The sequence below is a fragment of the Acinetobacter sp. DSM 11652 genome (assembly GCF_900109815.1).
Lineage (GTDB): Bacteria > Pseudomonadota > Gammaproteobacteria > Pseudomonadales > Moraxellaceae > Acinetobacter.
The window spans coordinates 182,402-209,066 of sequence record NZ_FOBK01000001.1 but is presented as its reverse complement, the minus strand read 5'-3'; the positions used below and the strand labels follow the sequence as shown (position 1 = coordinate 209,066).

Annotated in this window: 25 protein-coding genes and 3 pseudogenes; 4 read left to right on the top strand and 24 right to left on the bottom strand. The window is 39.8% G+C overall.

Features of this window, described 5'->3' with window-relative positions:
- Positions 1 to 246 precede the first annotated feature (246 nt).
- Complete coding sequence (locus BMW42_RS01010) at positions 247 to 1,005, bottom strand: hypothetical protein (protein ID WP_228143065.1); 759 nt, start codon at positions 1,003 to 1,005, stop codon at positions 247 to 249.
- Entirely contained in the window at positions 1,006 to 1,245 is a 240-nt protein-coding gene (locus tag BMW42_RS14820; RefSeq protein ID WP_228143064.1) for a hypothetical protein, read from the bottom strand. It lies immediately after the preceding gene.
- A gap of 613 nt (positions 1,246 to 1,858) precedes the next feature.
- On the opposite strand from BMW42_RS14820, the gene BMW42_RS01005 reads away from it, so the two are divergent.
- Complete coding sequence (locus BMW42_RS01005) at positions 1,859 to 2,590, top strand: Fic family protein (protein ID WP_092766065.1); 732 nt, start codon at positions 1,859 to 1,861, stop codon at positions 2,588 to 2,590.
- Between the two features lie 119 nt (positions 2,591 to 2,709).
- Here the strand turns inward: BMW42_RS01005 and BMW42_RS01000 are convergent, their stop codons facing one another.
- From BMW42_RS01000 to BMW42_RS00970, 7 genes are all read right to left on the bottom strand, one after another.
- Positions 2,710 to 3,330, bottom strand: coding sequence for a class I SAM-dependent methyltransferase (locus BMW42_RS01000; protein WP_092766064.1), 621 nt, complete (start codon positions 3,328 to 3,330; stop codon positions 2,710 to 2,712).
- 28 nt (positions 3,331 to 3,358) lie between these two features.
- Positions 3,359 to 3,694, bottom strand: a complete 336-nt coding sequence (locus BMW42_RS00995) for a carboxymuconolactone decarboxylase family protein (protein WP_092766063.1) — start codon at positions 3,692 to 3,694, stop codon at positions 3,359 to 3,361.
- A gap of 49 nt (positions 3,695 to 3,743) precedes the next feature.
- Positions 3,744 to 4,139 (bottom strand): rhodanese-like domain-containing protein, encoded by a 396-nt coding sequence (locus tag BMW42_RS00990; RefSeq protein WP_092766258.1) that lies wholly within the window; start codon positions 4,137 to 4,139, stop codon positions 3,744 to 3,746.
- Between the two features lie 70 nt (positions 4,140 to 4,209).
- Positions 4,210 to 4,992: a sulfite exporter TauE/SafE family protein gene (locus BMW42_RS00985; RefSeq protein ID WP_092766062.1), complete on the bottom strand. Its 783-nt coding sequence runs from the start codon at positions 4,990 to 4,992 to the stop codon at positions 4,210 to 4,212.
- Between the two features lie 68 nt (positions 4,993 to 5,060).
- Positions 5,061 to 5,933: an MBL fold metallo-hydrolase gene (locus BMW42_RS00980; RefSeq protein WP_092766061.1), complete on the bottom strand. Its 873-nt coding sequence runs from the start codon at positions 5,931 to 5,933 to the stop codon at positions 5,061 to 5,063.
- 2 nt (positions 5,934 to 5,935) lie between these two features.
- A complete protein-coding gene (locus BMW42_RS00975) occupies positions 5,936 to 6,352 on the bottom strand; it encodes a DUF6691 family protein (protein ID WP_092766060.1) in 417 nt (138 codons plus the stop codon).
- Between the two features lies 1 nt (position 6,353).
- Positions 6,354 to 6,770: a YeeE/YedE family protein gene (locus tag BMW42_RS00970; protein ID WP_092766059.1), complete on the bottom strand. Its 417-nt coding sequence runs from the start codon at positions 6,768 to 6,770 to the stop codon at positions 6,354 to 6,356.
- A gap of 119 nt (positions 6,771 to 6,889) precedes the next feature.
- Here BMW42_RS00970 and BMW42_RS00965 point away from each other — a divergent pair, with 119 nt between their 5' ends.
- The gene (locus tag BMW42_RS00965) at positions 6,890 to 7,201 is read left to right on the top strand and encodes an ArsR/SmtB family transcription factor (protein WP_092766058.1); all 312 of its coding nucleotides are present in this window, start codon (positions 6,890 to 6,892) and stop codon (positions 7,199 to 7,201) included.
- 27 nt (positions 7,202 to 7,228) lie between these two features.
- Here BMW42_RS00965 and BMW42_RS00960 read toward each other — a convergent pair whose 3' ends face one another.
- The 4 genes from BMW42_RS00960 to dsbD form a co-directional block, all read right to left on the bottom strand.
- The gene (locus BMW42_RS00960) at positions 7,229 to 7,591 is read right to left on the bottom strand and encodes a YidH family protein (protein ID WP_092766057.1); all 363 of its coding nucleotides are present in this window, start codon (positions 7,589 to 7,591) and stop codon (positions 7,229 to 7,231) included.
- Between the two features lie 87 nt (positions 7,592 to 7,678).
- Complete coding sequence (dsbG, locus tag BMW42_RS00955; RefSeq protein ID WP_092766056.1) at positions 7,679 to 8,431, bottom strand: thiol:disulfide interchange protein DsbG; 753 nt, start codon at positions 8,429 to 8,431, stop codon at positions 7,679 to 7,681.
- A gap of 21 nt (positions 8,432 to 8,452) precedes the next feature.
- Complete coding sequence (locus BMW42_RS00950) at positions 8,453 to 9,295, bottom strand: prolipoprotein diacylglyceryl transferase family protein (protein WP_092766055.1); 843 nt, start codon at positions 9,293 to 9,295, stop codon at positions 8,453 to 8,455.
- Complete coding sequence (gene dsbD, locus BMW42_RS00945; RefSeq protein WP_092766054.1) at positions 9,292 to 11,265, bottom strand: protein-disulfide reductase DsbD; 1,974 nt, start codon at positions 11,263 to 11,265, stop codon at positions 9,292 to 9,294. Before dsbD ends, BMW42_RS00950 begins: the two co-directional genes overlap by 4 nt.
- Positions 11,266 to 11,379: 114 nt before the next feature.
- On the opposite strand from dsbD, the gene BMW42_RS00940 reads away from it, so the two are divergent.
- Both BMW42_RS00940 and BMW42_RS00935 read left to right on the top strand, forming a co-directional pair.
- Complete coding sequence (locus BMW42_RS00940; RefSeq protein ID WP_092766053.1) at positions 11,380 to 12,042, top strand: response regulator; 663 nt, start codon at positions 11,380 to 11,382, stop codon at positions 12,040 to 12,042.
- A 4-nt stretch (positions 12,043 to 12,046) separates the two neighbouring features.
- On the top strand, positions 12,047 to 13,420 hold the full coding sequence (locus BMW42_RS00935; RefSeq protein ID WP_092766052.1) for a sensor histidine kinase: 1,374 nt from the start codon (positions 12,047 to 12,049) through the stop codon (positions 13,418 to 13,420).
- A gap of 86 nt (positions 13,421 to 13,506) precedes the next feature.
- Here the strand turns inward: BMW42_RS00935 and BMW42_RS00930 are convergent.
- The 11 genes and pseudogenes from BMW42_RS00930 to BMW42_RS00880 form a co-directional block, all read right to left on the bottom strand.
- A pseudogene (locus tag BMW42_RS00930) lies at positions 13,507 to 14,386 on the bottom strand (tyrosine-type recombinase/integrase); the annotation flags it as partial.
- A gap of 319 nt (positions 14,387 to 14,705) precedes the next feature.
- Entirely contained in the window at positions 14,706 to 17,831 is a 3,126-nt protein-coding gene (locus tag BMW42_RS00925) for an HsdR family type I site-specific deoxyribonuclease (protein WP_092766051.1), read from the bottom strand.
- Positions 17,824 to 19,095: an AAA family ATPase gene (locus BMW42_RS00920; protein ID WP_092766050.1), complete on the bottom strand. Its 1,272-nt coding sequence runs from the start codon at positions 19,093 to 19,095 to the stop codon at positions 17,824 to 17,826. Before BMW42_RS00920 ends, BMW42_RS00925 begins: the two co-directional genes overlap by 8 nt.
- Positions 19,096 to 20,322: a restriction endonuclease subunit S gene (locus BMW42_RS00915; protein ID WP_092766049.1), complete on the bottom strand. Its 1,227-nt coding sequence runs from the start codon at positions 20,320 to 20,322 to the stop codon at positions 19,096 to 19,098.
- Positions 20,319 to 21,869, bottom strand: coding sequence for a type I restriction-modification system subunit M (locus BMW42_RS00910; protein WP_092766048.1), 1,551 nt, complete (start codon positions 21,867 to 21,869; stop codon positions 20,319 to 20,321). The genes BMW42_RS00915 and BMW42_RS00910 overlap by 4 nt, the downstream gene beginning before the upstream one ends.
- Positions 21,870 to 22,013: 144 nt before the next feature.
- A pseudogene (locus BMW42_RS14815) lies at positions 22,014 to 22,245 on the bottom strand (HNH endonuclease); the annotation flags it as partial.
- A 51-nt stretch (positions 22,246 to 22,296) separates the two neighbouring features.
- Positions 22,297 to 22,641 (bottom strand): annotated as a pseudogene (locus BMW42_RS00900) (SAM-dependent methyltransferase); the annotation flags it as partial.
- Positions 22,642 to 22,713: 72 nt separating this feature from the next.
- Positions 22,714 to 22,944 (bottom strand): helix-turn-helix transcriptional regulator, encoded by a 231-nt coding sequence (locus BMW42_RS00895; RefSeq protein ID WP_092766047.1) that lies wholly within the window; start codon positions 22,942 to 22,944, stop codon positions 22,714 to 22,716.
- A 79-nt stretch (positions 22,945 to 23,023) separates the two neighbouring features.
- Positions 23,024 to 23,908: a recombination directionality factor gene (locus tag BMW42_RS00890; RefSeq protein ID WP_092766046.1), complete on the bottom strand. Its 885-nt coding sequence runs from the start codon at positions 23,906 to 23,908 to the stop codon at positions 23,024 to 23,026.
- A 190-nt stretch (positions 23,909 to 24,098) separates the two neighbouring features.
- Positions 24,099 to 25,157 carry a YqaJ viral recombinase family nuclease gene (locus BMW42_RS00885; protein ID WP_092766045.1) on the bottom strand — a complete coding sequence of 353 codons (1,059 nt, stop codon included), beginning with the start codon at positions 25,155 to 25,157 and terminating at the stop codon, positions 24,099 to 24,101.
- A gap of 188 nt (positions 25,158 to 25,345) precedes the next feature.
- Positions 25,346 to 26,380, bottom strand: coding sequence for a DUF932 domain-containing protein (locus tag BMW42_RS00880; protein WP_092766257.1), 1,035 nt, complete (start codon positions 26,378 to 26,380; stop codon positions 25,346 to 25,348).
- Between the last annotated feature and the right edge of the window lie 285 nt (positions 26,381 to 26,665).

The window sequence follows — 26,665 nt, the reverse complement described above, 5'->3', positions numbered from 1 at the left end:
CTAACTGTCATTGATCCGTCCAACTCGTCAGTAGCGTAGAATATTTACAACCTACTGTGATTTTTAATTTAATACTTTCAATATGTGTTGTGAAGTCACTTTAACACTTTTCAACAAATGTATTAAAAAAATACAATTGAACTTTTTTATTTATAGATAAGAATAGGTTTCGCGAATACAGACAAAACCTTATTAAAAAAGTCGACCCTAATGGGTCAACTTTTATTTCTAAATTTAAGCTCAGAATTAAGCCAAATAACGTGAACGATTATTTGAATGATTTACACCGAAACGTCCAGCAAAAATCGTCACAATCAATCCAATCAATAAACCAATGAATGACCATAAAGCAGCTTTTGCAGCTTTAGTCGCATTAGCTGCTTTTTCACGTGCTTGATCTTTTAATTCAGCATATTTTAATTTAGCAGATTGAATATTCGCCTCAAAATCATTAAAGAATTTATCCAGCTGTATAAGGAAATTATTGACAGCTTGATTCGCTTCTTGCGGAGTTAGAGATGAATTTTTCGCTAAAGCAGCACTGACTTCATTCTTATTAATTGAAGCAGTCACAGATTGTGCACGAGTTTTTAATTGTTCTGATAACTTTTGAATAATAGCATCACTGTTATCTGGATGAATCATCAACTCTTTTGCGGCAACCTTAATTTGCTCCTTTGCCCATTCACCCTGCGCTTTTAAGAATTCGGGTTGCAATTCCTCAATCCCAGTTTTGTGCAATGCTTCAGACATCTTTTCATCACTATTTTCGAGCTTTGGTAAAGGAACTAACTCCTCAAATGCTTGAACTCCGATCTGAGTTAAATTAATGCCACCTTGACCAATTCCTGTTACTACACTACCCGCAGCACTACTGACTGAACTAATCGCACTACCAGTAATTTTTGCCGCGCCGCTAATGGTCATTGCACCAAACCAGATACCTAACAGCAATGAAAGTGACCAGACAATAAAGCCATGGATTGCACCATCAGCTTGAGCCAATTAACCTTCAACAAATCCACCAATAGCCAACGATACTAACAATGAAATAATTGTCAAAACGCTTACTGCTATCCCTGAGCCATTTGTAATATCAGTGGTAGATTGTGGATCTAGGAGTGCAAAACCTAATGCAACACCAAGTAATGAGAATAAAATTGAAATAGCTAATACAACAATAACGCCAGTGAAAATACTCGCCCACGAAATTCGATTTTGGATCAGAACTTTTTCTTCGTACATTGTTGTACCTCTTATTTGAATTATTCATAATTTATGTGATTTATACACCAATGCCGCAATTCAAACTTAAGATAGGTCATGGGAATTTTATGTGACTTATTTATCATTTTAATGTTTATTTTGAGAATTATTATATTATAATTTGTCAATATTGGTGCATCTCACGATGCAATCGACTCAGATTAACAATTCAGATTAATCATTAAATTTTGATAAAAATTTACTAAAAATATTTTAATTGACAGACTATGTTTTGTTTGAAAAACATAAAAGAAATGGTGCGCTCAGCGCGCACCGAAATCTGCTGCTATCATATTGTTTTATATTGATAAAAACAAAAGTCCATTGAGCTTTACCGTAAAAAATACCGTATAAATATTATTTACTTTTTTCATATTGCTAATTTGAAATTTATTGACCAAATTTTGATCCAAATCAGATTTAGTGTATTGAATCACTTAGAAATCTTGTTCAAATCCTAATTCAGGATTTGAAATGATGTACTGATTATATCAATATTAAAAGCACCATAAATAGGAATGATATAACATATCATTTCTTCAATATTCTTTTTTGATGTATCATTCTTTTAGACACATTCAGGGACAAGGTAATGTTTGAAATTATTGATGATTTAAAAAATAAATTAGATCAGCATCGCCCCCTATCACCAGCTATAGTAAAAAATTTACAAGAAGATCTTATTGTACGATGGACCTATCATTCGAATGCAATTGAAGGCAATACACTTACATTGCTAGAAACAAAAGTCGTGTTAGAAGGCATAACTGTCGGTGGGAAGGCATTAAGAGAACACTTCGAGGCAATTAACCATAGAAACGCTATTTATTACGTTGAAGATATTATTCGAAAAGAAGAACCATTTTCTGAATGGCAAATTCGCAATATCCATCAACTCATTCTAAAAAACATCGATGATGACAATGCTGGACGCTATCGCCAGCAAAATGTATTGATCTCGGGTGCTACATCTACCCCGCCTGATTACACATTATTAAATGACAAGATGGCTCAGTTAGTTGATTGGTACAATTCAGAGGCACATAAGCTTCACCCCATTGAACGTGCAGCTAAAGTACATGCTGATTTTGTAGGTATCCATCCATTCATTGATGGCAATGGCCGTACATCACGTCTATTGATGAACCTCGAATTGCTTAAAGCTGGTTATCCACCTTGTGTCATCACAGTTGAAAATCGATTGGCTTATTATGAGGCTTTGGATCAATGGATGGCTTACGGAAAAACAGAAGCTTTTATTCAGTTGGTTTCTGAAGCTGTACTGGAGGGATTTAAACCTTATCAAGTTGTATTGGACATTTAATCGGCTTGATCGGTGTCTTGATCCCTAGCACTCGATGCCACCCACAATTGCATCTAAAATGTATTAGTTCAGACACAGAATTTTGAACGTCCTCTCACATTTAACAATTCACTTATTCTCTACTTCCTCACTTGTATCGCAAATTGAATAACATGGCATTTACCACAATGTAATTTTCCCTCCTGCCTTTCTTGCTCCCCGACATAAAAGTGATGGATGTGGTCCTGTCCAAAGACTTCTAGAATGCAACGAGGATCGTATAAATATTCGATATTTGAAGGACCACCGGTTTTATAGTCGATCTGTTCCTTTGAATATAGCTCACCGATAAACCATCCACCGTTGAGCAAGGATTTTCTTATGCCTTCTAAAACCTGTTTTTGTGTTTCCGTATCGAAATGACCAAATACACAGATCACATTTTGATAACATTGGGATGGCCATTGAGCTGCTGTTAAATCAACATGTTTAAGTTCAATGTTTATCCCTTGGGCTTCGGCCTTGCTGGACAGATGCTTCAAAGCAACATCAGAATAATCCCAGGCTTCCGCTGAAAAAGGGTAACCCTGCTGTCTTGCCCGCTCAGCCAGGTATAAGATATTCCGTCCTTCACCTTCAGCAATTGCCAGTGTTTTACCCTCTATTCGGATTTTGTCCGAAATTTCCTGAATGAAAAGATTTGCTGCTGTGCCATACAGATCTTGCGTCTGGGCATACAATTCATTCCAATGCTGACTCATTTCAGCCTCCATTTGCTAAACGATTCAATCAGCTGGAAAATTCTTTAAATGCCTCTAGGGCATTTGCGGCATACATCAATGAAGGTCCACCACCCATATAGACGGCAACGCCTAAAACTTCTTCCAGTTCCTGTAGGGTCATGCCCATTTTGACTAAGGTTCTGACATGAAAACTGATACAACCATCACAACGTGCCGCCACACCAATCGCCAAGGCAATTAACTCCTTGGTTTTCGGATCAATCACGCCATCACGCATAGCAGTCTGTGACAATTGGTTAAAACTTTTCATTAAATCAGGCGAATCCTGACTTAAGGTTCTTAAACTGCCCGAAATGTTCTGGGTTAATTCTTTGTATTTCATTGCTTCACCTCAAATAAAGAAATCAGCATTAATTTATATATTCAATAGCTTATTTTTCTACCGGATAGCCCTGTTCCAGCCAGGCCTGATAACCACCCTGAACCGACTTGACCTGGCTAAAACCCATATTCTGTAAGGTATCGGTTGCCAATGCTGAACGTCCACCCGTACCACAGATCAAATAAATCGGCTGATCTTTAAGATGTTCCAGTGCCTGCTGGGTATCACAATAATGACTCGCTAAGGGATGCTGGTGAATTCGCATTTCCAAAACACCACGAGGATAATTCACCGCCCGGTCTATCGCTGCTGCCTGAAATTCATCCGGTTCCCGAACATCGATCAGTATGGTTTTATGGTTTTGCATCGCCTCAAACAATTCATTTACGCTGACTTCCTGAATCCGGCTTTTTGCATTCCGGATTAATTGCTCTGCAGTTTTCATCATTTTCATTCTTCCTCGGCCATACTCAGGTAGATTAAAGCGCTTTAGTTTAAGTACTCAATCGGCTGTTTTAGCCCATGAGCGCTGAATAGATTAAATACATGGCTACCCCAACTACGGTTGTGGCAAATATTTTCTGTACCTTGTTACTGTCAATCCGATGCATCAGACTGCGTCCAATTAACATTCCGACAATACAGGCCAGGACAAAGGCCAGTGTGACCGGAACAGGATATTGAAAGCCATCCAGTACGTGTGCAGAAATACTGACCCCACCAATCAGGAAAATAATCATGAGAGAGGTCGCCACGATACTGCGCATATCGAGATCGGTGAATTTACGCAGGGCTGGAACAATGACAAAACCACCCCCAACGCCAAGCAGACCCGTTAATAAACCTGCCACTACACCAATACCAGCCAGAAAGGAGGCAGTTTTCACATTCCAGATCAGACGACCGGTGGTTTGATTGACCTTGCAGGGTGGATTGCCATGATCAGTCACTTTATTAAAAAATATCCGGTAAGCCACGATCAGCATCACCAGACTAAAAGCCAAGCTCAGCCAGACTGGAGAAACAATATCAGCCAGCTGCACCCCGTAACGTGCTGAAGGAATACTGATAAGAGCGATCCAGAGTGCAGCGCGATATCGCACTATGCGCTTGAATAAACCCTCGAACGTTCCGACCAAGGCTGACAGCGTGACTGCAAGCAATCCTATAGGCGCAGCCTGGGCCACGGTCCAACCCTGGGTTGTCATTAGTGCAGGTACAGCCAGGATGCCGCCACCAGCACCGGTTAAACCCAATAGCCCTCCGATGACCAGCCCTTCAAGTATTAATGCCCACATCGCCCTCTCCCTTATACATAAAAGTGATTAAATAAAAGTTAAACTTTTTGCTTAATCACGATGCAAGCTTATTTGAAGTAGTTAAGAGGAAGCTTGAGGTAAGAAACCCCATTTTGTTCTGGCTCAGGAAACTGTCCTGCTTTCATATTGATCTGAATCGAGGGCAGAATCAGTTTAGGCATATTGAGTCCTGAATCCCGCTGATTTCGCATCTGCGCAAATTCAGTTTTACTGACTCCCTCATGAATATGAATATTCTGTGTTTTCTGAGTCTGGATATCAGTTTCACATACATATGACTCACGTGTTTCAGGCAAATAGTCATGACATAAAAAGACTCGGGTATCTTCTGGTAACTGATACAGACTTTGTACTGAATCAAAAAGTACTTCTGCACTGCCACGCGGAAAATCACAACGTGCTGTCCCATAATCTGGCATAAACAGCGTATCCCCCACAAAAACAGCATTCCCAATGACATAGCTTAGACAGGCCGGTGTATGTCCAGGAGTAGGAATATTGTAGGCTTTCAGGGTTCCAATCTGGAACGACTCATGATCTTCAAATAAATAATCAAACAACTGCTGGGCATTCCATTGTTTGATATCCAGATGATAAATAGCACCAAAAGTTTCTTGGACAATGCCAATTTTATGGCTCATGGCAATCTTGCCACCCAACTCGGCTTTAAGATACTGTGCAGCCGTCAAGTGATCGGCATGGACATGTGTTTCCAGAATCCATTCGACAGTTAAACCTTGCTCTTTGATATAGGCAATGATTTTATCGGCATGAATGGTTGATGTGCTGGCTGATGCTGCATCAAAATCTAAAACACTGTCGATAATGGCACAGGCTGTAGTTGCAGGATCACGCACAACATAACTAAAAGTATTGGTATCTTCGTGAAAGAAATCTTTTACTACAGGTACATTTGACATATTTAAGCTCCTGCCCATTTACGGTGAATCCACACACCCACAAACATTGCTATTATGAAATACAGGATCTGATAATGACCCAAACCGATCAGAGTGAAACTAGGTGCTGGACATACACCGGCAATCCCCCATCCGATACCAAACAATAGACTGCCGGAAATCAGTTTCGGATCAATTTTCTGATTAAGAGGCAAATCAATCGGTTCATTAAAAATGGTTTTAGGCGCTGGGCTGCGTACCGCTTTTTGAAATGGAATAAATGCCACGGCAATTGCACCCATCATGACAAAAGCCAGACTGGCATCCCAATCACCAAACAGATCCAGGAAGTCGAGAACTTTTTCAGGATTCGACATGCCTGAAACCATCAATCCGACAGAAAAAAGAGCACCAAAAATAAAAGCTAGAATATTTTTCATTTTAAAATGCTCCGGTTACGTGACGAACAAGATAAACAGTAACAAAACCTGCAAACATGAAGGTGATAGTTGCGAAAATAGAGCGTTTTGATAAGCGGCTCATTCCGCAGATCCCATGACCACTAGTACAACCTGAACCCAGTCGAGTACCAAAACCAACCAGCAAACCTGCAATAATCATCATGAGTGGGCTTGCATTCAGTTCAATTTCAGGCTGTATAAACAGACCATAAATAAATGGCGTGATAATTAGCCCCGATAAAAACCAGATCGCAGGTGTTTTAAACACCGTATGTGGATTCAGTACTTGTCCGATCAATCCACTGATGCCTGCAATGCGACCATGCACATAAAGATAACCTACGACCGAAATGCCGAGCATCAAGCCGCCTAGAAAAGCAATCAGAAAGTCATGCATAGCGAGTTTACTTCTTTACAATATATTTTTTTATAATATATAATAATAAATATTAATCAAGCCCTCTGTGATATTATTCTGTAACTGATTTTCAATATATCGGATTGAAGGATACTGTAATGAATACTGTAGTTAGTCAGGCTCAAATTGATTTTTCAGAAGTAGACCGAGTGACTGACTGTTTAAAAGTCTTGTCCAATCCTGACCGTCTAAAAATTCTCTGTGTTTTAGTGGATGGTGAACTCAATGTGCAACAAATTGAGGATTGCACTGATATTCATCAACCCACCCTCTCGCAACAACTGACCGTACTGCGTAAAAGCAATATGGTGAGTACCCGTCGTGAAGGTAAACAGATTTTCTATCAGGTTGCTGATCCTAAAGTTCTTACGCTTATGCAGACCCTGTATCAACTGTACTGTCAACAATAAGTCCGCATCTCATCTTGCTTGAAAGATTTAATGAATCCAGAACGAAATCATCAATAGAATACCCGTCAGCATGGTAAATAAATTCAGCCAAACTGGATGTTGGGTCTGATAACCGTCTATAAATTCCTGTTCGGTTAATGAGCGAAGTCCACGCCGATATTGCAAAATCGAAGCAAAATTCACCAACATCCCAAACACAATCACAGCAATTCCAAGCCACTGACCATAGACAATTTTGTTGTGATATTGCTCAGGATTGACCAACTGCACCAATAAATTCGATTTTTCAATCACAAAGCCAAATGCAATGAGTGCCAAACCACTGCGGTTCCATGCCAGTGCCGTACGCTCAAGCGCAAACAAAACACGTGGATCTTGTAAGTTTGACATTCATCTTCCTTGTTTCACCTTGATGATCAACAGCTTAGCATGGCCGTTATGCCACTTTTGTGTTGGCTTTGTGATTGTCGATCACGCTTATTTCTCAAAGACTTCTTTTAAGTCCCCTGGCATGCCTTGAGCCGATTGGAAATTACCTTTGCTGTCACGCCAAGCCATCGACGGGGTCGAGAAGAAGCCATATTTGCCCATCAAACTTTGGTTAAAATCAATTTTCTCTGCAATTTCAGCAGGAATTTTTTCCGCTTGTTTCAAACGTTTTTTACCCCGATTGACATTAATATCATTAAATACCGCTTCAGGATTTTTAGACATTAACAGTGTTGCCACTTGTCCTCGACTTTCTTCACGAATAATGCCGACTTGAATATGGCGTAGTTGCACCTTGCCTGCCTCGACCCAAGGACGGGCACTTTGCCAAAACTTATAACAATATGGACAGTTCGGATCAGAGAACACATAAACAATACGTGGCGCATCCTTTTTACCGTCCTGAATCCACGTTGAGCTTTCCAGTGTTTTCCAGACATCATCCAAAATGGCTTTTTTCATATGGGTTTCAATTTGTGTACTCGACAGATTATTCCCTTTGGCATCAAACAGTTCACCCTTAATGTAATACTTGCCATCATTGGAAATAAAAACGGTATTGGAATATTGATCTTCATGCCCGACCCACCCAGTTAAACCTTCAGGTGCAGGAATTTGTTTCACAAATTCAAAGCCTTCTTTTTCTAGTTGTTTTTTAATGGCATTGGGATTGGCACTGACACTACATGCCACCGTCAACATGGTCCCGAGTAATAAACTTGCTTTGAGTAAAGTCTTCATGACGCATATCCTATGATGAATTTATGGGTTAATTTTCTTGAGATATTGTTGCAACATGGCTTGACTGAGTTCGCCTTGATGACGCTCAACCAACTGCCCTTGTGCATTAAAAAATAAGGTGGTCGGTAAACCAAAACTGTTCAGTGCTTGTGGCATTTCACCCTGCGCATCCAGCAGAACATGTTTAAAACTGAACTGATTTTTGGTTAGATAAGCACGTACGGTTTCGACCTCTTCGCCTTGATTGAGCATGACAAAATGCACCTTAGGATGCTGATCATGCGCACGTTGTAACACCGGCATTTCACGATGACACGGCGGACACCAACTTGCCCATAAATTCACAACAGTGGGCTGACCTTGAAATTGTTGTAGAGGAACAATGTTCAACTGATCTTGATTGGAAAGGTTTAGACTTGGAAAACTTAAACTCGGATAATGGGTGTCTTTATGCAGTAATTTTTGCGTGATGAATCCCGTACCCAACAGCATGACAAAGATCAGCAATAAAATTGCTTTGGCTTTTGTTGCAATGGCTGAATTTCGCCACCAAAACCATGCACCGCCTGTTACTACACCGCCAATCAAATCAAAACCTTTGTCTTGAATTTTCAGCATATCAATTGGCGATGCGAGATAAGACTCCAAGTTCAGCCCAATAAAGACCAAACGTGCGCCCACTAAGCCAATCCAGACACTGCTCCAGATCGAATCTTGGAAACGTTGTTGAATCTCGGATGACCACTGTGCCTGTTGCCCGACTTTGCGCCCAATCATGGCGGTGATGATTAAAGCCACGAATAAAAATAACAGTCTCCACGGCAACATCAAAGGCCCGAGATGCAGTGCTTCACTGGAGATCATGGCTGTACTCCTCGGTTTAATCGGCTAAGCAATTGTTCTGCGCTAAAGGTGCCTGTCAAACGCATGTTTCGCTGTTCTTGATGCTGTTCATCTAAGAAAATCATGGTCGGTGGCCCTAAAATTTGCCATTCTTTGAGCACGACATCCTGACTGGCTTCATATTCGGTTAAGTCCAGCTTGATCCGAGCAACATGTGCTAAACCTGCCTGTACATCGGCACGTGGAATCACCTCTTTTTCAATCGGCTGACAGGCCACACACCAATCGGCATACACATCAATTAATACCGCTTGTCCTTTGATTTGCTCCAATGCTTGTTCAAGCTCGGCTTGGGTACGCACCTTTTGCCATGGCACTAATGCTGTGGCTTGTGCGGTATTCAGTTGCGACCATGCTTGAGTAAAATGCCATCCACCAGAGATTGCTGTGCCTAAGCTCATGGCAATTAATAACAATTGGGTCGGCATTTGCGATACATGCGGACGAATCTTCCATAAAATATAAAGCGTGATACTGATGAACAAAAATCCCATCAGCGTCAGATACACCACGCTTGGCAATAAGGGACGTAGGAAATACACCGCCAATAACAGCATGACAAAACCAAAAGTGAATTTCAGACGATCCATCCACACGCCAGGTTTTGGCAAGTACTGCGCACCAAATACACAGGCAATCAACAACGGTAAACCCACACCCAAACCAAGGACAAACAGGTAAATTGCGCCCATCCACGGTTCAGGCAATTGCGCCACAAACAGCAATGCCCCTGCCAATGGCGCACTCATACATGGCCCGACAATCAACGCAGAGATAATCCCCATAATGAACGAACCGAACAGGGTTCCACCTTTTTGTCGTTGTTGCCATTGGTCTAAACGCTGTAATAAACCCTGCGGCAAAGACAGTTGGAATGCACCAAATAAGTTGAGTGCAAACAGCACAAACATCACCGCAAACAACCCAATAAAGACTGGACTTTGCAACCAACGCTGGAAGTTATAGCCCAGTCCTGCTACCGCCAAGCCCATTAAAGCGTAGACTAATGCCATACCTAAAACAAATACGCCTGCAACGATGCCCGCACGATAGCCACGATGACGTTGCACCAAAATGCTAGATAAAATCGGAATCAAGGGTAAGGAACACGGTAGGAACGCAAGCAATACACCCAAACCTAAAAAGATGATGAGATTCAGTGCAATATTTTCAGTTGAGAGCAGATTAAAAAAGTATTGGTCATTGTTCCAATCGGTTGCATTCGTGCGCTGTTCAACATTCGTTGTAGCATTGGGTTCTGAACTCGCCTGCATCATCAAGGCATCATCTTGCTCTGGTGCACTGGCTTCGCTAGGTTCTGTTAATGCAGTCGGTTCAGATGATGGATTGATATCTTTTGCATCATTTTCAGCGTCTGCTTGAGTGGCTTTAGATTCAACCGTGACCGTTTCGGCTTTTTTCGCTTGCGCCTCAACAGGGGCTGGCGCATTTAACAAGGGTGCAGATGTGACTGCATCTAATAATTTCTTTTGCGTTGCACCCTGCGCACTCAGGTTGCTTGCAGGCAATAAACCATCGGCATCAGTTTGAATGGTGGTGCGCTGAACCGGGTAACACAAGCCACTTTCGGCACAGCCCTGCCATTCAATTTTATAACTTTGATTCGGTTGCATCGGCACAGTCGCTTGCACCTGCCCATAATGCACAGCAGTGATGCCAAAATTTGGGTCATCTTTTTGTTGTGGGTTGGGTAGATTTAAAGACAGGTTTTTTGCGCCTTCAATGACTTTAAGTTGATCGTGGTATAGATAGTACCCATCGGCAATTTTCCATGTCAGTGTGGCTTGGTCTTGAGCCGTCGAGACCGCCTGAAACGCAAAGGCTTGATCGGGCGGTAAAAACTCAGCCGATGCATTTTGTACTGCCAATGCAGTCAGCACCCCACAAAGTCCAGATAACCAAGTTCGCATTATAGTCCTAGTTAAAATATTCAAATCTGCGCCTATGATAGGAAAGCTAAAATTAAGAGAGCATTAACAGGGTAAATCATTTATAAAATACAAGCTTCAGGATAGGAAACTGCTATGTTTGTCGTTTTGGTCGAAGATGATCCGTATATTGCCGAAAGTATTTGTGCCACCCTGGATTTTTTAAATATTTCGGTGGAGCATGTCAGCAATGCACGTGATGCAGATTATTTTATTCGTCACAGTGCGGTAGATTTGTGTTTGCTGGATTTAGGACTCCCCGATCAAGATGGTTTGGACTTACTCAGAAAATGGCGCAGTGATCACATCCATTTGCCTGTGTTGGTGCTGACCGCACGTTTACACACTCATCAATGTGTTGAAGCTTTAAATGTTGGTGCAGATGATTACTTGACTAAACCCTTTGAACTGGATGAACTGATTGCACGAGTTCATGCACTAACCCGCCGTCATCGTGGTTTTTCATCCAATCTGATTCAATTTGGTCCGCTCCAACTGAATAAAGACACCCAAGAAGTTCACTATCAAAATCAACTGATTCAACTGGCACGACGCGAATATAGCCTGCTTGAAACCCTGATGAGCCATCCCAACCAAGTGCTGAAAAATGAAGTGTTGCTGGATAAGTTATACGGCTATCAAGACAGTATCGAAAGCAATGCGCTGAATGTGCATATTTACCATTTACGCCAAAAACTCGGGGCTGAATATATTCAGACGGTACGGGGTGTTGGCTATTTGTTTAAAGTTGCTGAGTAAACATATGCAAAAACCGAACAGCTTAAAATGGCGCTTAGTCAGCAGTTTACTGGCTGTGATGATCTGTTTATGGAGTTTGGTGTTTATTTGGCTGTATATCGACTTACAAAAACGCCTGCAAGATACTTTGGATCAGCGTTTATTGGCATCGGCACAAATGGTCGCTCGCCTGATCCAACAATTACCGATGCAAAGTTTGGATGAGCGTGCCCTCAGCCAACAACTGCAACCCACCGATCAAGAACAATTGATTGCCTGTGAAGTGTCTTTGTTTAGCTCTGATGTCAGTGTTGGTCAGCATGTGGTGGCAAAAACCCGAGGTGCTCCGACGAATTTAAGCCAACAAGCCGTAGGGTTTAGCACATGGCAACAAGGTGAAACGCAGTGGCGCAGTTATGTGTTACGTCGCGGTGAGATTCAAGTGGTGGCGGCAGAGCGAATGTTCTTGCGTGAATCCTTACTGAAACAAATTTTGCAATCTGTGCTTATTCCGCTGATGTTATCTTTATTGCTGTGTATCGGCTTAATTATTTTAATTATTCGTCGTGAATTTAAATCTTTAGATGACATCTCGACTTATTTAAGTCAGCCGAATTTATCGCTCAATCATGCTACGCATTATTTAAAAAACTTAGATGCCAAAGCCATGCCCTCTGAGGTACAGCCCTTTGCGCAAAACTCGAAATTGTTGGTACACAAACTGCATCAAAGTTTGGAAAATGAAAAAGTGTTTAGTGCCTATGCTGCGCATGAATTGCGTAGTCCATTGACTGCGATTAAAACCCATGTGCAATTGGCACAGCTCATGGCACAAGCCGATGGCAGTGCAAAACTGCAACAGAATTTAGATCACGCCAATCAAAGTATTCGTCGTTATGCTGAGTTACTCGAACAATTGCTGATGCTGTCCAATACCGATCAATCGCTTGAGGATTTTGCCGAATCGGTTGCACTGCAACCTGTGGTGGAAAAAGTTCTGCACGATTTAGACACGCTTTACCCTGAAGCCAAAAACAAAGTTCAGGTCGATTGGCACAGTTTAACCGAACTGGCTTTACCTGAATTTGCGCTGTATACCGTGATCAAAAATATTCTGGAAAATGCCTTACTGCATGCGGATGCCGATCAGATTCAGCTTGCCTTACAAGGACAGACTTTGGTGATCTGCGACAATGGAAGCAAACTGCTAGCAGAAGATATTCAATATTTAGGACAACGTTTTTGGCGTAAATCAGCACAAGAAAAAGGTCATGGGCTGGGCTTATCTTTGGTGAAAATGATCCTGAGTAAATATGGTTATGCACTTATATTCGAACATCATCAGCCTACAGGATTAAAAGTGATCCTCTCTACCTCAACTCAAACTAAGAATAGATAAACTATTGATTTTCTCTGCTATAACTACAGAGATGGTGGGGGGTTAACTGATAGAAAATCCACAATGAAATCTGTTTAAAAAATTGATTCTTTGTTATTCAAACGATGTGGAAATAACAGTTCCTGATTATGAGTAAGCCTCAAAGCCTTTAGCTCAGCAATCATCATGTCCATCAACGGTACACGATGCGGAAGACGGTTCTTCATCCGCTCTTCAGGGATATCCCACTTACGTTCTTCCAGATCAAATTCTTCCCAGCGTGCTTGTAGCAACTTACTAACCCGAACGCCTGTCAGCATGATCAGAATAATGGCATGATGTGTTTGAGCATCACTTGAGTATGCTCTTACCTTTCTTAAAAATTCAGGCATTTCAGAGGCTGTAAGCGAAGCCAGGTTTTTGACTCTTTTGTTCTTGAGGGCATAGACCAGATCACCTGCTGGATTATCATAACGATAGCCATGCGCAATGGCATATTTCATGGCCACGCCGCAACGATATAAGGTACGTTTTGCAATTTCAAGCGAGCCTCTAGCTTCAATCTTCTTAATAATCTGCAGAATCTCAGGTGCCTGAATTTGATTAATACACTTATTAGCAAGAGCAATATAAAGCTCATCCAAGGAAGCTCGAACATTACTAATATGTTTGGATGACCAGGTTTCTTTTTGATTATTGAACCAATCCTCTGCGACTTCCTTAAAATAAGGCTGCTCCTGCTCGACCTCAGTTGTATTTTTGAGTTTATATCTCAGATCAAGCGCGATCTCCCTTGCACGCTTTAAACTTAGCTCAGGATAGATACCTAATGCTTTGGACTTCCTTTGTCCATTTTCCGTGTATCTGATAGACCAATATTTTTTTGCCATTCGGATTGATTCGTAAAGACAGACCATTAATATCAGAAAGGCGGTACTGTTTTTCCTGCGGTAGTGCTTTTGTACACAGCACATCGGTAAGCGACATATCTTTGTCCCACATAATTAAACTTATTTAGTGGGTCAAATTGTCTCAACATTTACCCACAAAGAGCAAATATGGGGTCAAATAGCTTAGGACAGGGTCGGACAATACAGCCAATAAAAAAGCCTTTAAACATTGAGTTTAAAGGCTTTTTTAGATTCCGACGGATTACTTCGGAAAGAATTTTGGTGGGGTGGTGGCAGTTTAACTCAACATATACTAGTCTGATATTTCTATATTGAATACTTCTTGTTTTACCCAATTTAACCCATAAGGCTAACTACCTGTGTTGCCAAAGGTAGTTAGCTAAAAGATCTTATTTTTATTTTAAATTACCGCCAACACCTTTAAACTTCTCAACTAGAATCGAAATTTTCTGGAAAACATTTTGTTTTTTAGTTAAATATTGTGGGTTTAATGGACTCATTTTAGGCAAAATGGCATTAAGTTCAGTACCATTTTCACTTGCAAATTCCCTCTTCAATGAAGCCATGATGTATCGCTTAGTGGCATCCTCATTCAAGTTTTCATCCTGAATCAGTTCCTGAACCTCACGCTGTTGTTCTATTTGAGCGAAAGTGTAAAAAGAATCCATAACACTAGCTTTATCTTCAATCTTATCTAAATCAGTATGATTAATAAAATCAACGATCAAACCTTCTTTAGGTCGGCTCTCCAAGCTTGAACGAATCACACGTCGCATATCATCAACCAAAGCAACTTTATCCCTGATCTTTTTATTACTTTCAAAGATAAGTTCTAAAATATAGTCTAGATTGATTTCTTGTGATTTTAATAGATCAACTTCAAAAACCACATCGTTCCAGTCAATCGTAGACTCTTCTTTTTGCTCCGCTAATCTCTCCCTACGCAACCAATCACGTATATCATTATAACTAGAGCGATAGTCCTGGATTTTGCGTTCAGCTGGCATATCAATCGCTGTGAGCTGTGCTAACTCGTCATCACTTAAATAATGCTTATTTTTAAATTCTTCGACGGCACTAGCATCATTCAAATCAACAGTTTGTAATTCTTTTAGACTCGCATATTCATCATAGTTTTGCAGTACGTTTTCTACTCGCAAGTATTCACCAAATAATTTAGCGAACGCCTTTTTATCTGACTCTTTAAAAATTTCATCGGGGTTAGGGAAACGTTGTTCCAACTCTTTGACTACTTCTATAAAGCCTCTTCTTGCTTCTCCAGTTAATACATCGGTGAAGCCTTCCATATATTCTTCATAGCTTTTCTCTAAAACAATATTCTGCGTATTTGGATCACCAAATAATCGTATAGCATCAATCGTTGGCTGTTCTAAATCACGGAAAGTTACAATATTGCCAAATGTTTTAGTCGCATCAAAAATACGGTTAGTTCGTGAGTATGCTTGTATAAGACCATGATAACGTAAATTTTTATCAACAAATAAAGTGTTTAAAGTTGGTGCATCAAAACCTGTTAAGAACATACCAACGACAATCAGCAAATCAATTTCTCGAGCTTTGACTTGTTTTGCTAAATCACGATAATAATTTTGGAAGCTCTTAGTTTCAACACTAAAGTTCGTTTTAAATATTGAGTTATAATCTGCAATTGCTGAACTTAAAAACTCTTTAGCACTACTATTCATAGCTGATACATCAAAACTTTCATCTTGAATATCCCCCACGGCATCCTGTTCTTCATTGGCTGAAAATGAAAAAATTGTCGCTATCTTTAAAGGCTTATCACTATTTTTTTGTAACTCTTTTAAGCATTCATAATACAACTTAGCAGCATCTACGCTACTCACTGCAAACATGGCATTAAAGCCTTTACTGGCTATTTGTAAACGATGCGTTTTCTGACGGAAATTAGTCAGGATGTAGTGACTAATTTCACGTATGCGATCTGGATGCAATAAAGCTTGTTTATTTTCATAAGCACTTAGTTTTTTGACATCTTGTTCTTTTTCTATATTTTTAAATTGTGGACGTACATCATTATAATCCACTTTAAATTTGAGGACTTTTTCATCACGAATTGCATCAGTGATGACATAAGCATGCAAAGCTCCTCTATTCTTGTCCTTGTCGTATGTACCAAATACACTAGCAGTGGTTTCATTACCTAATGTATTTTCTGGAAAAATCGGAGTGCCAGTAAAACCAAATTGGTAAAATTTTTTAAATTTTTTCTTTAAATTTTTCTGTGCTTCACCAAACTGACTACGATGACATTCATCAAATATAAACATGACTTGCTTATTGTATATCGGCAAATCATTTTCAGTTTTCATCAAGATATTTAGCTTTTGGATGGTTGTTACGATAATTTTATTATCATCTTTATCCAAGTTTCGCTTTAATCCAGCCGTACTTTCAGACCCGTTTACACTATCAGGAGAAAAACGTTGGTACTCCTTCATAGTTTGATAATCAAGGTCTTTACGATCGACTACAAAAAAAACCTTATCAATAAAATCAAGTTCTGTTGCTAAACGAGCCGCTTTAAAACTCGTTAAGGTTTTACCTGAACCAGTGGTATGCCAAATAAATCCACCGCTTGAGGCTTGACTCCAACTCTTAGCTTCAAATGAGCTTTTAACTTTCCACAAAATACGTTCTGTTGCCGCAATTTGATAAGGACGCATGACCAGCAAAGTATCACTTACATCAAATACGGAGTAATTCAACAACACATTGAGTAAGGTATTTTTTTGGAAAAACGTTGCAGTAAAGTCTTTTAGGTCTTTAATGAGACTGTTATCTGACTTCGCCCAGTTCATCGTAAAATCAAAACTGTTCTTATTACGTGCTGTGGTATTCGCAAAATACCGAGTATCTGTCCCATTGGAAATAACGAATAGCTGTAAGTATTTATACAGTGAGTTTTCACTATTGAAACTCTCTTTGCTGTAACGATGCACTTGATTAAATGCTTCACGGATCGCCATGCCACGCTTTTTCAATTCAACTTGTACCAATGGCAAACCATTAACCAAAATGGTGACATCATAACGGTTGGCATGATTACCTTTTTGCTCAAACTGTTTAATGACTTGAACTTTATTACGAGCAATGTTTTTTTTATCAAGTAAATAGATGTTTTGAATACGACCATCATCAAAAACAAAATCATGAATATAGTCATCATGAATTTTTCTAGTTTTATCTACGATACTATCGCTTGGTTTATCCAAATATGTTTCAACAAAACGCGACCATTCACTCTCTAAAAATTGCACATTATTGAGTAACTGTAACTGCTCTCGTACATTATTCAACATAGCTTTGGCGTTTTTTATATTAGATAAAAAATCATAGCCCTGATTAGTCAAATCTTGAATGAGTTCACGTTCTAAATCACTTTCGCTTTGATAGCTGTCTGCAACCTGCCAATCTTGGCTGTATTTATCTAAAATAATAAAGTTGTTTGATTCAGCGATAGGACTGTATTCAGTCATGTGTTTTTTCCTGCCTAAATCGATAGTGCTCGACAATATGTTTAATCAGCTCTTCCAAAATTTTCTTTTCTTCAGGCTTCAATGGAGCTACTTCTTCAGCTGCATGTTTTGAATGACTTGAAAAGTTCACAATTCGTTTTGCATATGGATTGGGTAAGCCATCACTCGTTTCAGGTAAAAGATGCTCCCACCTTTTATACCCAAGAAATGTTGCTGTCTTTTCTAGAATATTTCTTAGTAAATTAAAGTGATATTTTTCAACTTGTCCACTTTTTACGACCTCCTCAAGCTGTGAGATTAGGTGCAAGTGATATGAAAACGGAGAGTCATTTAGTTGCTCTGCCAATTGAAAACTGCCATCTCCGTTTCTTTCCAATCGAAATTTGCTAAACCATTTTGATTTCCATGTATATTGCTCAGTTTTATCATCACTACCAAATTCATTACAAAGTACATTGAAGAATAGAGGGTTATGAGTTGTAATAATGAACTTGACATCGGATTTATTTAATTTAATCAGTTGCGCTAAGTCCACCGCCAACTGGATCAAATGATTATCGTCCAGAGAGCTAACAGGATCATCAATGAATACATACTCAAGGTTATCAAATGGAGTTGGTTCAGGGTAGTCAGGCTGAATATCGTTTAGTGTGAAAATCGCCTGTTCAAGCATCGTGTAAAATACACTCCAAATAAAGTTACTTTCCTCACCTTTGGAAATTTTCAAATTTCCAGTATGTCCATCATCGCCACTCTCTAGCGAAAAAGTCACCTGCGTAAATGCTTTTATTGTTTTCTTTTTACCATCTTTGAGTTCAATTTCGTATTCTTCATTGAATCTGGGCGTAAGTTTGTCGTTAGTATAACGCTGAAAATTTGTAGCGATGTTCTGATCCTGACCTTGCTCTTCCAATACCCATCGAGTGAATGAATTAGGGTGGATTAACAATTTGGGTTTTGGTTCAGTACCATATGCCAAATCATTATCCCAATAGAACAAATCTTCTGTAAATGCACTGTAATAAAGAACTTTCTTACTTGCTAAGCCCGAGTGCTGTGCTTCTTCATCTTTAATAGTTGGTGGGAGCAGCTCTTTGAATTCTCGCGAAAGGCGTGTTTTTCCTGTACCGTTAAAAGCGTATATCAGCTGTACCTTCGGAACAGGCTTAGTTTCTTGTACCACCTTTGTTTTTTCAGAGATAGTTTTCTGAACCGTCTTAGGTGTACTCAGCTGCTGTGCGATTTGTTGTAGTGTCTTTACCATTTACACTTCTCCCACCTCAGGCTTCTGAAAACTAAATAACAAATCACGATAATATTCATACTGCTGTTGACGCAGTTCTATTTCACGAGGTAAACCTTCAGTAATAGAATTTGTTAATGCATCAAACTTATCAAGAATTGAAACAATACGAGTTTGTTCATCAAGGGAAGGAAATGGTAATTTTAAATTTTCAAATGTAGCTAAATTAATATTACTTTGTGCGCTACTTTTCTCCTTACCTTTCTTTTCAAAACTACTTTTAAGTGACGATAGAAGGTACTCAACATAGCTTGAGCTAGTTTTCTTAGGATTTGCAACAAACCCGATAATGCTATCTGGAAAACATGCATCAAAGCCTAATATGGAAGTTTCAGCGATATTAGCAGCAATTGTTATACATAAAGTTCCTTTTGGCCAAAGTTTGCTCTGCTTCAGTCCAAAATCACTATAAGTTTGAGTGTAATCAACAATAATATGTGATGCATTTCTAATATCACCAGTTTGAATAAATGGTATATCTCCGCCATACAATTTAGGATCATTTCTTGGACGATGTTTAGATTTCCCACGTCCAAATTCAAGAGCTACTTCTTCTAAAGTCAACCATTCCACATCATCCTTTTTAAAACTCAACAACTGATCACGATAATAGTTGTATTGTTTTTTTCTCATGCTAAGCTCGGCGGTCAGCTCGGCGGTCAGCTCGGCGGTCATGGCACTAAATGCGTCTAAAATTCTTACAATTTCTGATTGAATTTTTAGAGATTTTTCGGGGCTTTCTGGGCATGGGATGGGTACCAAAAACTTGTCAGTATCAGGTATCGCTATTTGTGGCATTTGCATCTTGCTACCAATATTCTGAAAATAAGCTTCGTTTAATTTCAGAAAGTGATAAATGTATTTTACGCTAATCTCATCTTTATTCGAATGGTACGACCACATTTCATTTTTATGTGAAAATGGTTGCTCATAATACTCAAATTCAATATTCCCTCTTGATTTAACAATAATTGATGGCTCAGTATTTATATCTTTAGCAGGGATATCATCATAATTAATAAATGCAATAGTCCTCCCACCTGCAAAAATTTTTATTGGTGCATCTTGTTTATTAAGCTCTTTCATTTGTCCAGCTGTGATTTTAGTTCCCTTAGTCCGCACTAGAACATCACCTAAAGGCTTCCACTCTACGCCAGCACCGCCCAATAGCTTTTCTAAAAAATTCATGCCTTACCCTTAATCTCTTCCACAATTGCATCAATATCCTTACGAAACTGATCAATTTTAGCTACAGTGGTTTTAAGGTCTGCATTAAGTCGCACAATATCGATAATTTCTCGAGTATTTTTGGCTTCAACATAACTACTAACTGATAAGTTATAGTCATTTTCTTTGATCTTCTCAAAAGGAACAGACTGGGCAAAATGATCTACATTATTTTTACGATCAAATACCTGCATGATTTGTTCAATATGCTTTTCGGTCAATATATTGTTATTGGTTTCTTTTTTAAATAAACCACTCGCATCTATAAACTGAGTAGACATATCAGTTTTATGCTTAGACAACACCAAAATATTTACAGCGATGGTCGTTCCATAAAACAGGTTCGGTGCAAGTGAAATTACTGTTTCAACATAGTTATTATCGACCAAATATTGACGAATTTTCTGCTCAGCACCACCACGGTAAAAAATACCGGGGAAACAAACAATTGCTGCACGTCCTTTGGCAGATAGATAACTTAATGCATGTAACACAAATGCAAAGTCAGCTTTAGACTTTGGTGCAAGCACACCAGCTGCTGCAAAACGATCATCATTAATGAGGGTTGGATCATCTGAACCAATCCATTTCACTGAATATGGTGGATTCGATACAATTGCATCAAATGGCTTGTCATCAATAAAATGTGGATGATGTAGCGTATCACCAAGTTGAATATTAAATTTATCGTAATTAATATTGTGCAAAAACATATTCATACGCGCTAAGTTATATGTCGTATGATTGATCTCTTGTCCAAAAAATCCATCTTCAATAATGTGCGCATCAAAATGCTTCTTGGCTTGCAGAAGCAAAGAACCTGAACCACATGCAGGGTCATAAATTTTATTAACATGTGTTTGATTATGCATTGCCAACTGTGCAATTAGTTTTGAAACATGTTGAGGGGTAAAGAACTCACCACCTGATTTACCTGCATTTGCAGCATAATTAGAGATCAAAAATTCATAAGCATCACCAAACAAATCAATTTGGCTATCTTGGAAATCATCACCAAAATCTAACTCTGCTACACCTTTCAGGACAGCAGCTAATCGTTTGTTTTTCTCAGGAACAGAATTACCCAAACGATTACTAGTAGTATCGAAATCAGCAAATAAACCTTTAATATCTTTCTCAGATGGATAACCATTCGCAGAACTTTCAATTGCTGAAAAAATTTTGGCCAAGTCAGTATTCAAGCTTTCATTATTATTGGCGCTCTTTACGACATTGCTAAAGAGTTGACTAGGTAAAATAAAATAGCCTTTAGTCTTTATTGCATCATCTTTAATTTCAAGGGTAATAACACTATCAGGCATTTCATGATATCTAATCTCTTTATCCCCCCCCGAAATATAATGAGCAAAGTTTTCAGAAATAAAACGATAGAATAACGCACCTAGAACATATTGCTTAAAGTCCCAACCATCCACTGCCCCACGAACTTTGTTGGCAATTTGCCAAATTTGGCGCTGAAGAGCTGCTCGTTGTTGGGTACTAGTCATTAATGCTTCCTTTAAAAATCAAAATTTTAAAACACAAAACCCATTAAATAATGGATTGTATTTAATGGGTTGAACATTATAGCGAAATATCTTTGATAATAGTAATTAGTCGGAGCCAGACTGTTTTGCTCAATCAACCTGTTTTCAACCTTTCCACATTAAATAGTTGCTCTCTTTACCCTGAATATAAGCCCACTCAGCCACGTTATGTGACCGCTCTTGGGCTGTCAGAAACATCAGGACTGAAATCCGCTCCACAATGATCAAATTCCGTTCTTCATTTCGTTCTTTACACTTATGCAAAAAACTCATCTGATGCAAATAAATTAATTTTTTTAGAATTACAGCTTGAATCTACCAATACAAAGTTATGCCCTTTTCCGATGAGTACATCGATCAAGAGATAACATGCTTAATAGCATATTTACTTAGCTAATCGACCATGCTCACAATGTAATAATGAGGCACATGCCCATACACCTCCATATACATCATGCTCATCAATCTCATAAAAGCTCTGCAACCCCACCTTAATACCCGTCAGTAAGGTTGCTCTTTCCACAAGCTCTACTGAGTAATCGATTGCATCGACTTTATAGGCTTTAATTTTAAAAGCTAAAGTATCACGCCCAGATTCACAACCAACATCAAGTATGTAACCACACTCAGACAACTCAGCTAAAAAAGGCTGGTACAAGCTTTCCATATCTACGCTTAATGTTGCTTATGTAAATTCATCCGCATATTGGTTGTAATAATCTATTGTTTTCATATTTAGGGCCTAGGCTAAAGAATGACCTCAGTCTACTAAAAAACAAAAAAATAAGGGAGCTTTGCCCCCTTTCTATTCACGGCTCGCCAACTTATTCTCAATCCATTGATGGATCTCATAAGCTGACCAACCGATACGGTTTTGGGTAATTTTGACTTTCTTTGGAAAAGTCGGATCGTAGTAGGGTGAATTCTCATCCATCATTTCATAGATGGTGGAACGTCCAACGCCAACTAGCTCTACGACCTGCTTGATACTAATCAGTTGGTTCATTTGGAATGTTTGTCCTACAAATGTACTCATGGTGTTTACTCCGATCTCATGATGTCGAGCAACTCGCTCATGAGATACGGCAATCCCGTAAGGATTTACCCTGTCCGATTCAATTCAACGCAGTCACGGAACCTTTTAAACTCTGTTGAATATCAAAAGACTCATTTTGAACAACGGACTGCTGTTGCTCTTCTCTTTGATGAAACTCCTCTACTACATCCAATCCTTCCTCTATATCCATTTCAAACTTCGCATTAGCAAAGCCCTGTCGTGCCATCTGATCGAGTGCCTCTTGATTAAATCCCGACTGCTTAGTTTGCTTATCAATCTCACGTGCTGTGTGAATCGCAGACTGTAAATCAACACCCTCTCTTAATGTTAAATCCACGTAATACACAGGCTGACGATAACTTTGTGTTGTACTCTTACCTCGTAACGTCAGTTGCAGTGGCAAGCATGAAAGCAAGCCGTTCGATGCTGCATGGTAGTAGCTCAAGCGAGCTGCCAAAGTCCGAATGCTGTTAAAGCCTGTGGTTCTAAAGATGAAGGTGCCAAATTCATCCGACTCATCTAAGTTCACATGCAAACGCCCATAGGGCTTACAGTGCCCACCTTGAGCCAATGGACATAAATCAGGAGATGGACATGGATGCTGTTCCACACCTTGATTGGTCAACCTCTGACAAGTCTGCCCATCACCCACACAAACAGGTCGTCTAGTCTGACGGTCAAACAAGGTGTACTCTGCACGTAAGTTCAGATCAGGATCATTAAAGATCATACGGACTGGGATAGAGCGAAGCTTTTGATTTGGTACATTGGCTCGTAGCTGCTCATCTAGTGGATGCTTTATCCATCCGTCTTTATTTTGGATTTGAGAGGTAATAGTGAACTGGTCATCTTTCTCAGGTAGTCGTTTGCCATTCTTTTCCACGACTCTCCCAATACTGATACGCCCAAGTGTAGGCGGTGTAATTACTAGACCTTTAATCATTTTAATACTCCAATTAAATCTTTAAGGCGTTGGGTTCTTATATGTAAGTTTCAACGACTGCTAGAAAGTAGACATAATTACTAAAAAGCGAGTGTTGACTGCAAAAATCGCGACCGATTTGCTCTCTACACATGTTGTAGAGAGCGGGGAGCGATTTTTGTGCATTTTTAATGAGATGAATAAGGTAGGCTTAATCGATATAGATGTTGAAGCGACGACTGCCAAACTTTTGCAGTGGATATTGTTGAATCAAATCAGGCTGATGTTTCAGCAATGCTTTTAAATCTAAACTTGTGGAATCTTTGGCTTTCTTCCAGACCACAGAGCCACGTTTAAAGGTTGCACGCTCTGCTTCCTTCATCAGCATCTGAATTTGATGTTTCAGTTCATCAAAGATGTTTTGATGTTTTTCAAGGCATTGCTTTTCTTTGAGCAGACTTTCAAAGATTTGATTCGCCTCTTCATTCTGAGATAAATCTTCAACGCTTAAAGGGATATGTTGTGGATAAAGCTGTAATAATGCCTTGGCTGCCGACGCACTTGCATCCACTGAAGGTGGCGTGTCCTTTTCCACACATTCCCAGAAGTAACGTTCCGCGTTGATGATGTGCTGAATCACAGACTCAGAACGTGTCACTTTAAAGATTTTAGTTTCATGCCCACAGAGCAACACGCAAACATGGGCTGCCTGTTTTCCTGTCACAGCCAATTGGTGCTGCACCTGACAAAGCACATAGAGTGGTACACCATCACGCCACAGCTTTGCCCCATGTTCCCCTGCTGTTTTACATTCAAGGATTTGGATTTCATCACTTCCGACAACGGAGTAATCCAAGTTTGCCTGCATAAAGTGCTTATCAGGATCAGGGTGCTGTAAAACTGCATTGACTCGACGTACCTTATTGTTGGTGTGCATGCTGTAATACTCAGCCACCAATGGTTCAAGCTGTTTGCCCCAGTACAGTGGTGCAACACCTGAGCTTTCATCTTCAATGGACTGAGTTTGACGACCTGTTTTAATCAGCCACAGTTCTAGCATCGACATATAAGGATTTAAGCCACAGGCTGTCGCTGCATCACTACTGCCAATCCCTTGCTTACGGACTTCAAGCCAATCTTGATACGCCATATCTTTGGTATTGACCAAGCGTTTTGCAGTGTTAGCTCGCTTGGTTGTGGTTAATGGTTTTAATGCTGTTTGAACACCTACCTGTACAGGCTGATTTGAAATCGGTGCGATTTGGTTCATAGTTCTATCCTTATAAATTTCAGTTTTTGTAAAAAAGAAACGCATAAAAAAGCCATACCTGACACGAGGTCAGGTATGGCGATATGTATGCTGATTCAGATTGTTGATTGTGAGTTGAAAGTAGGGAAAGTTAAGTGTGTGCTGTACTCAGCGATTGTTGAGACTTGCGGGGTTACGATTACATGAGCTTAGGCTATCAAGCACAGAGCTTGTTCTAGTCCACGTTGTTTAAGACCTGCGCCTGCGCCAAACCATGCAGAATTCAAACGATGATCGTTACTCATGGCACGACGTTCATGATCAACAAATTCTGTCATTGAACACAACAAACCATAAGCCGTCCCTTTAGCAGAAGATAGCTCAGCACCTCGACCTTGACCATTGAACATCTCCAAAGCTTTCGCCATAGCTTTACCATTTGGTTCAGCTTTGTTTTGCGCTTCGGCATTTTGAGCCACCTGACGATAGAACTGAATGATGTTCTCTTCAGGATCAGCAATTGACATAGTGCTATTGTTGAACACAGCATCAAAATAAGCCTTCGCTTCTTGCTGACTAACCTTACGTTGTGTGAGTTGTTTCATTTCATACATGTGCTCATCCCATGCACGCACTGAAATACCCAATTGCTGTTTGACCTTCTCAGCATCAAACTTAGTACTGTGCGGGACTTTAATCACACCAGCACTGGCTGATGCTCCTTTAAGGGCAATTGCCAAAGTGTTATTACACACGACTCGAATACTGGTGAATTGTGCTGTAGTTGCTAGCGTACCATCACATGCAGAGGCAAGGAGCACATAGCCATTACTAACATCCTTTCCTTTCAACGCTGTGCTTTGACCAGTACGTGCTAAAGCCCAGAACTTCTTACCACCTTTCAGCACGCCTGCTGTTTCTAACTCAAAGCCAGATTGTTCAGTCAGATCACGGTAGAACTCCAGAATTTCTTTAGGTTGTACTTCCTGATAACGCTGACTGACCACAGATAACGGTGCATGAGTATCTGAGCGATACAGCACACGTTGTTCTTCAAAGGGCATGATGATGCTTTGACCACGTTCATTCTGAGCCATGTAACTGACATTGGATGATTCGATGCGCCACTCCATGCCTGCTTGTTGAGCCCAAACCTCGAGTGGCTGATTTGGACTGAGTTGATTTCCTAAGCCATGCCAAGGGGTTTCGCCCACATAGGCCATTTGTTCTAATTGATGTGCCATGATTTTAACCTCTATATTTGTGCAATCTTCAGCTGCATAAAAAAAGGCCTGCTGGGGAAGCAGACCAAATTTGGACATGTAGATATTCAATCACTGTGAAATCTACAAAAGATTCATTTAGATGTTATATATCTCTATTTTTTTATAATTGATGGATACATTTGTTTAAAATTCAGCTTAAAGTTTAGCTCGGTCAAATTGACCTAAACCCTTTCAACGATTATGATTCTAGCGCTGGCCTACATTGCCAGTCGGTTTTGACAGACCGTAGATCCAGGCAAGAAA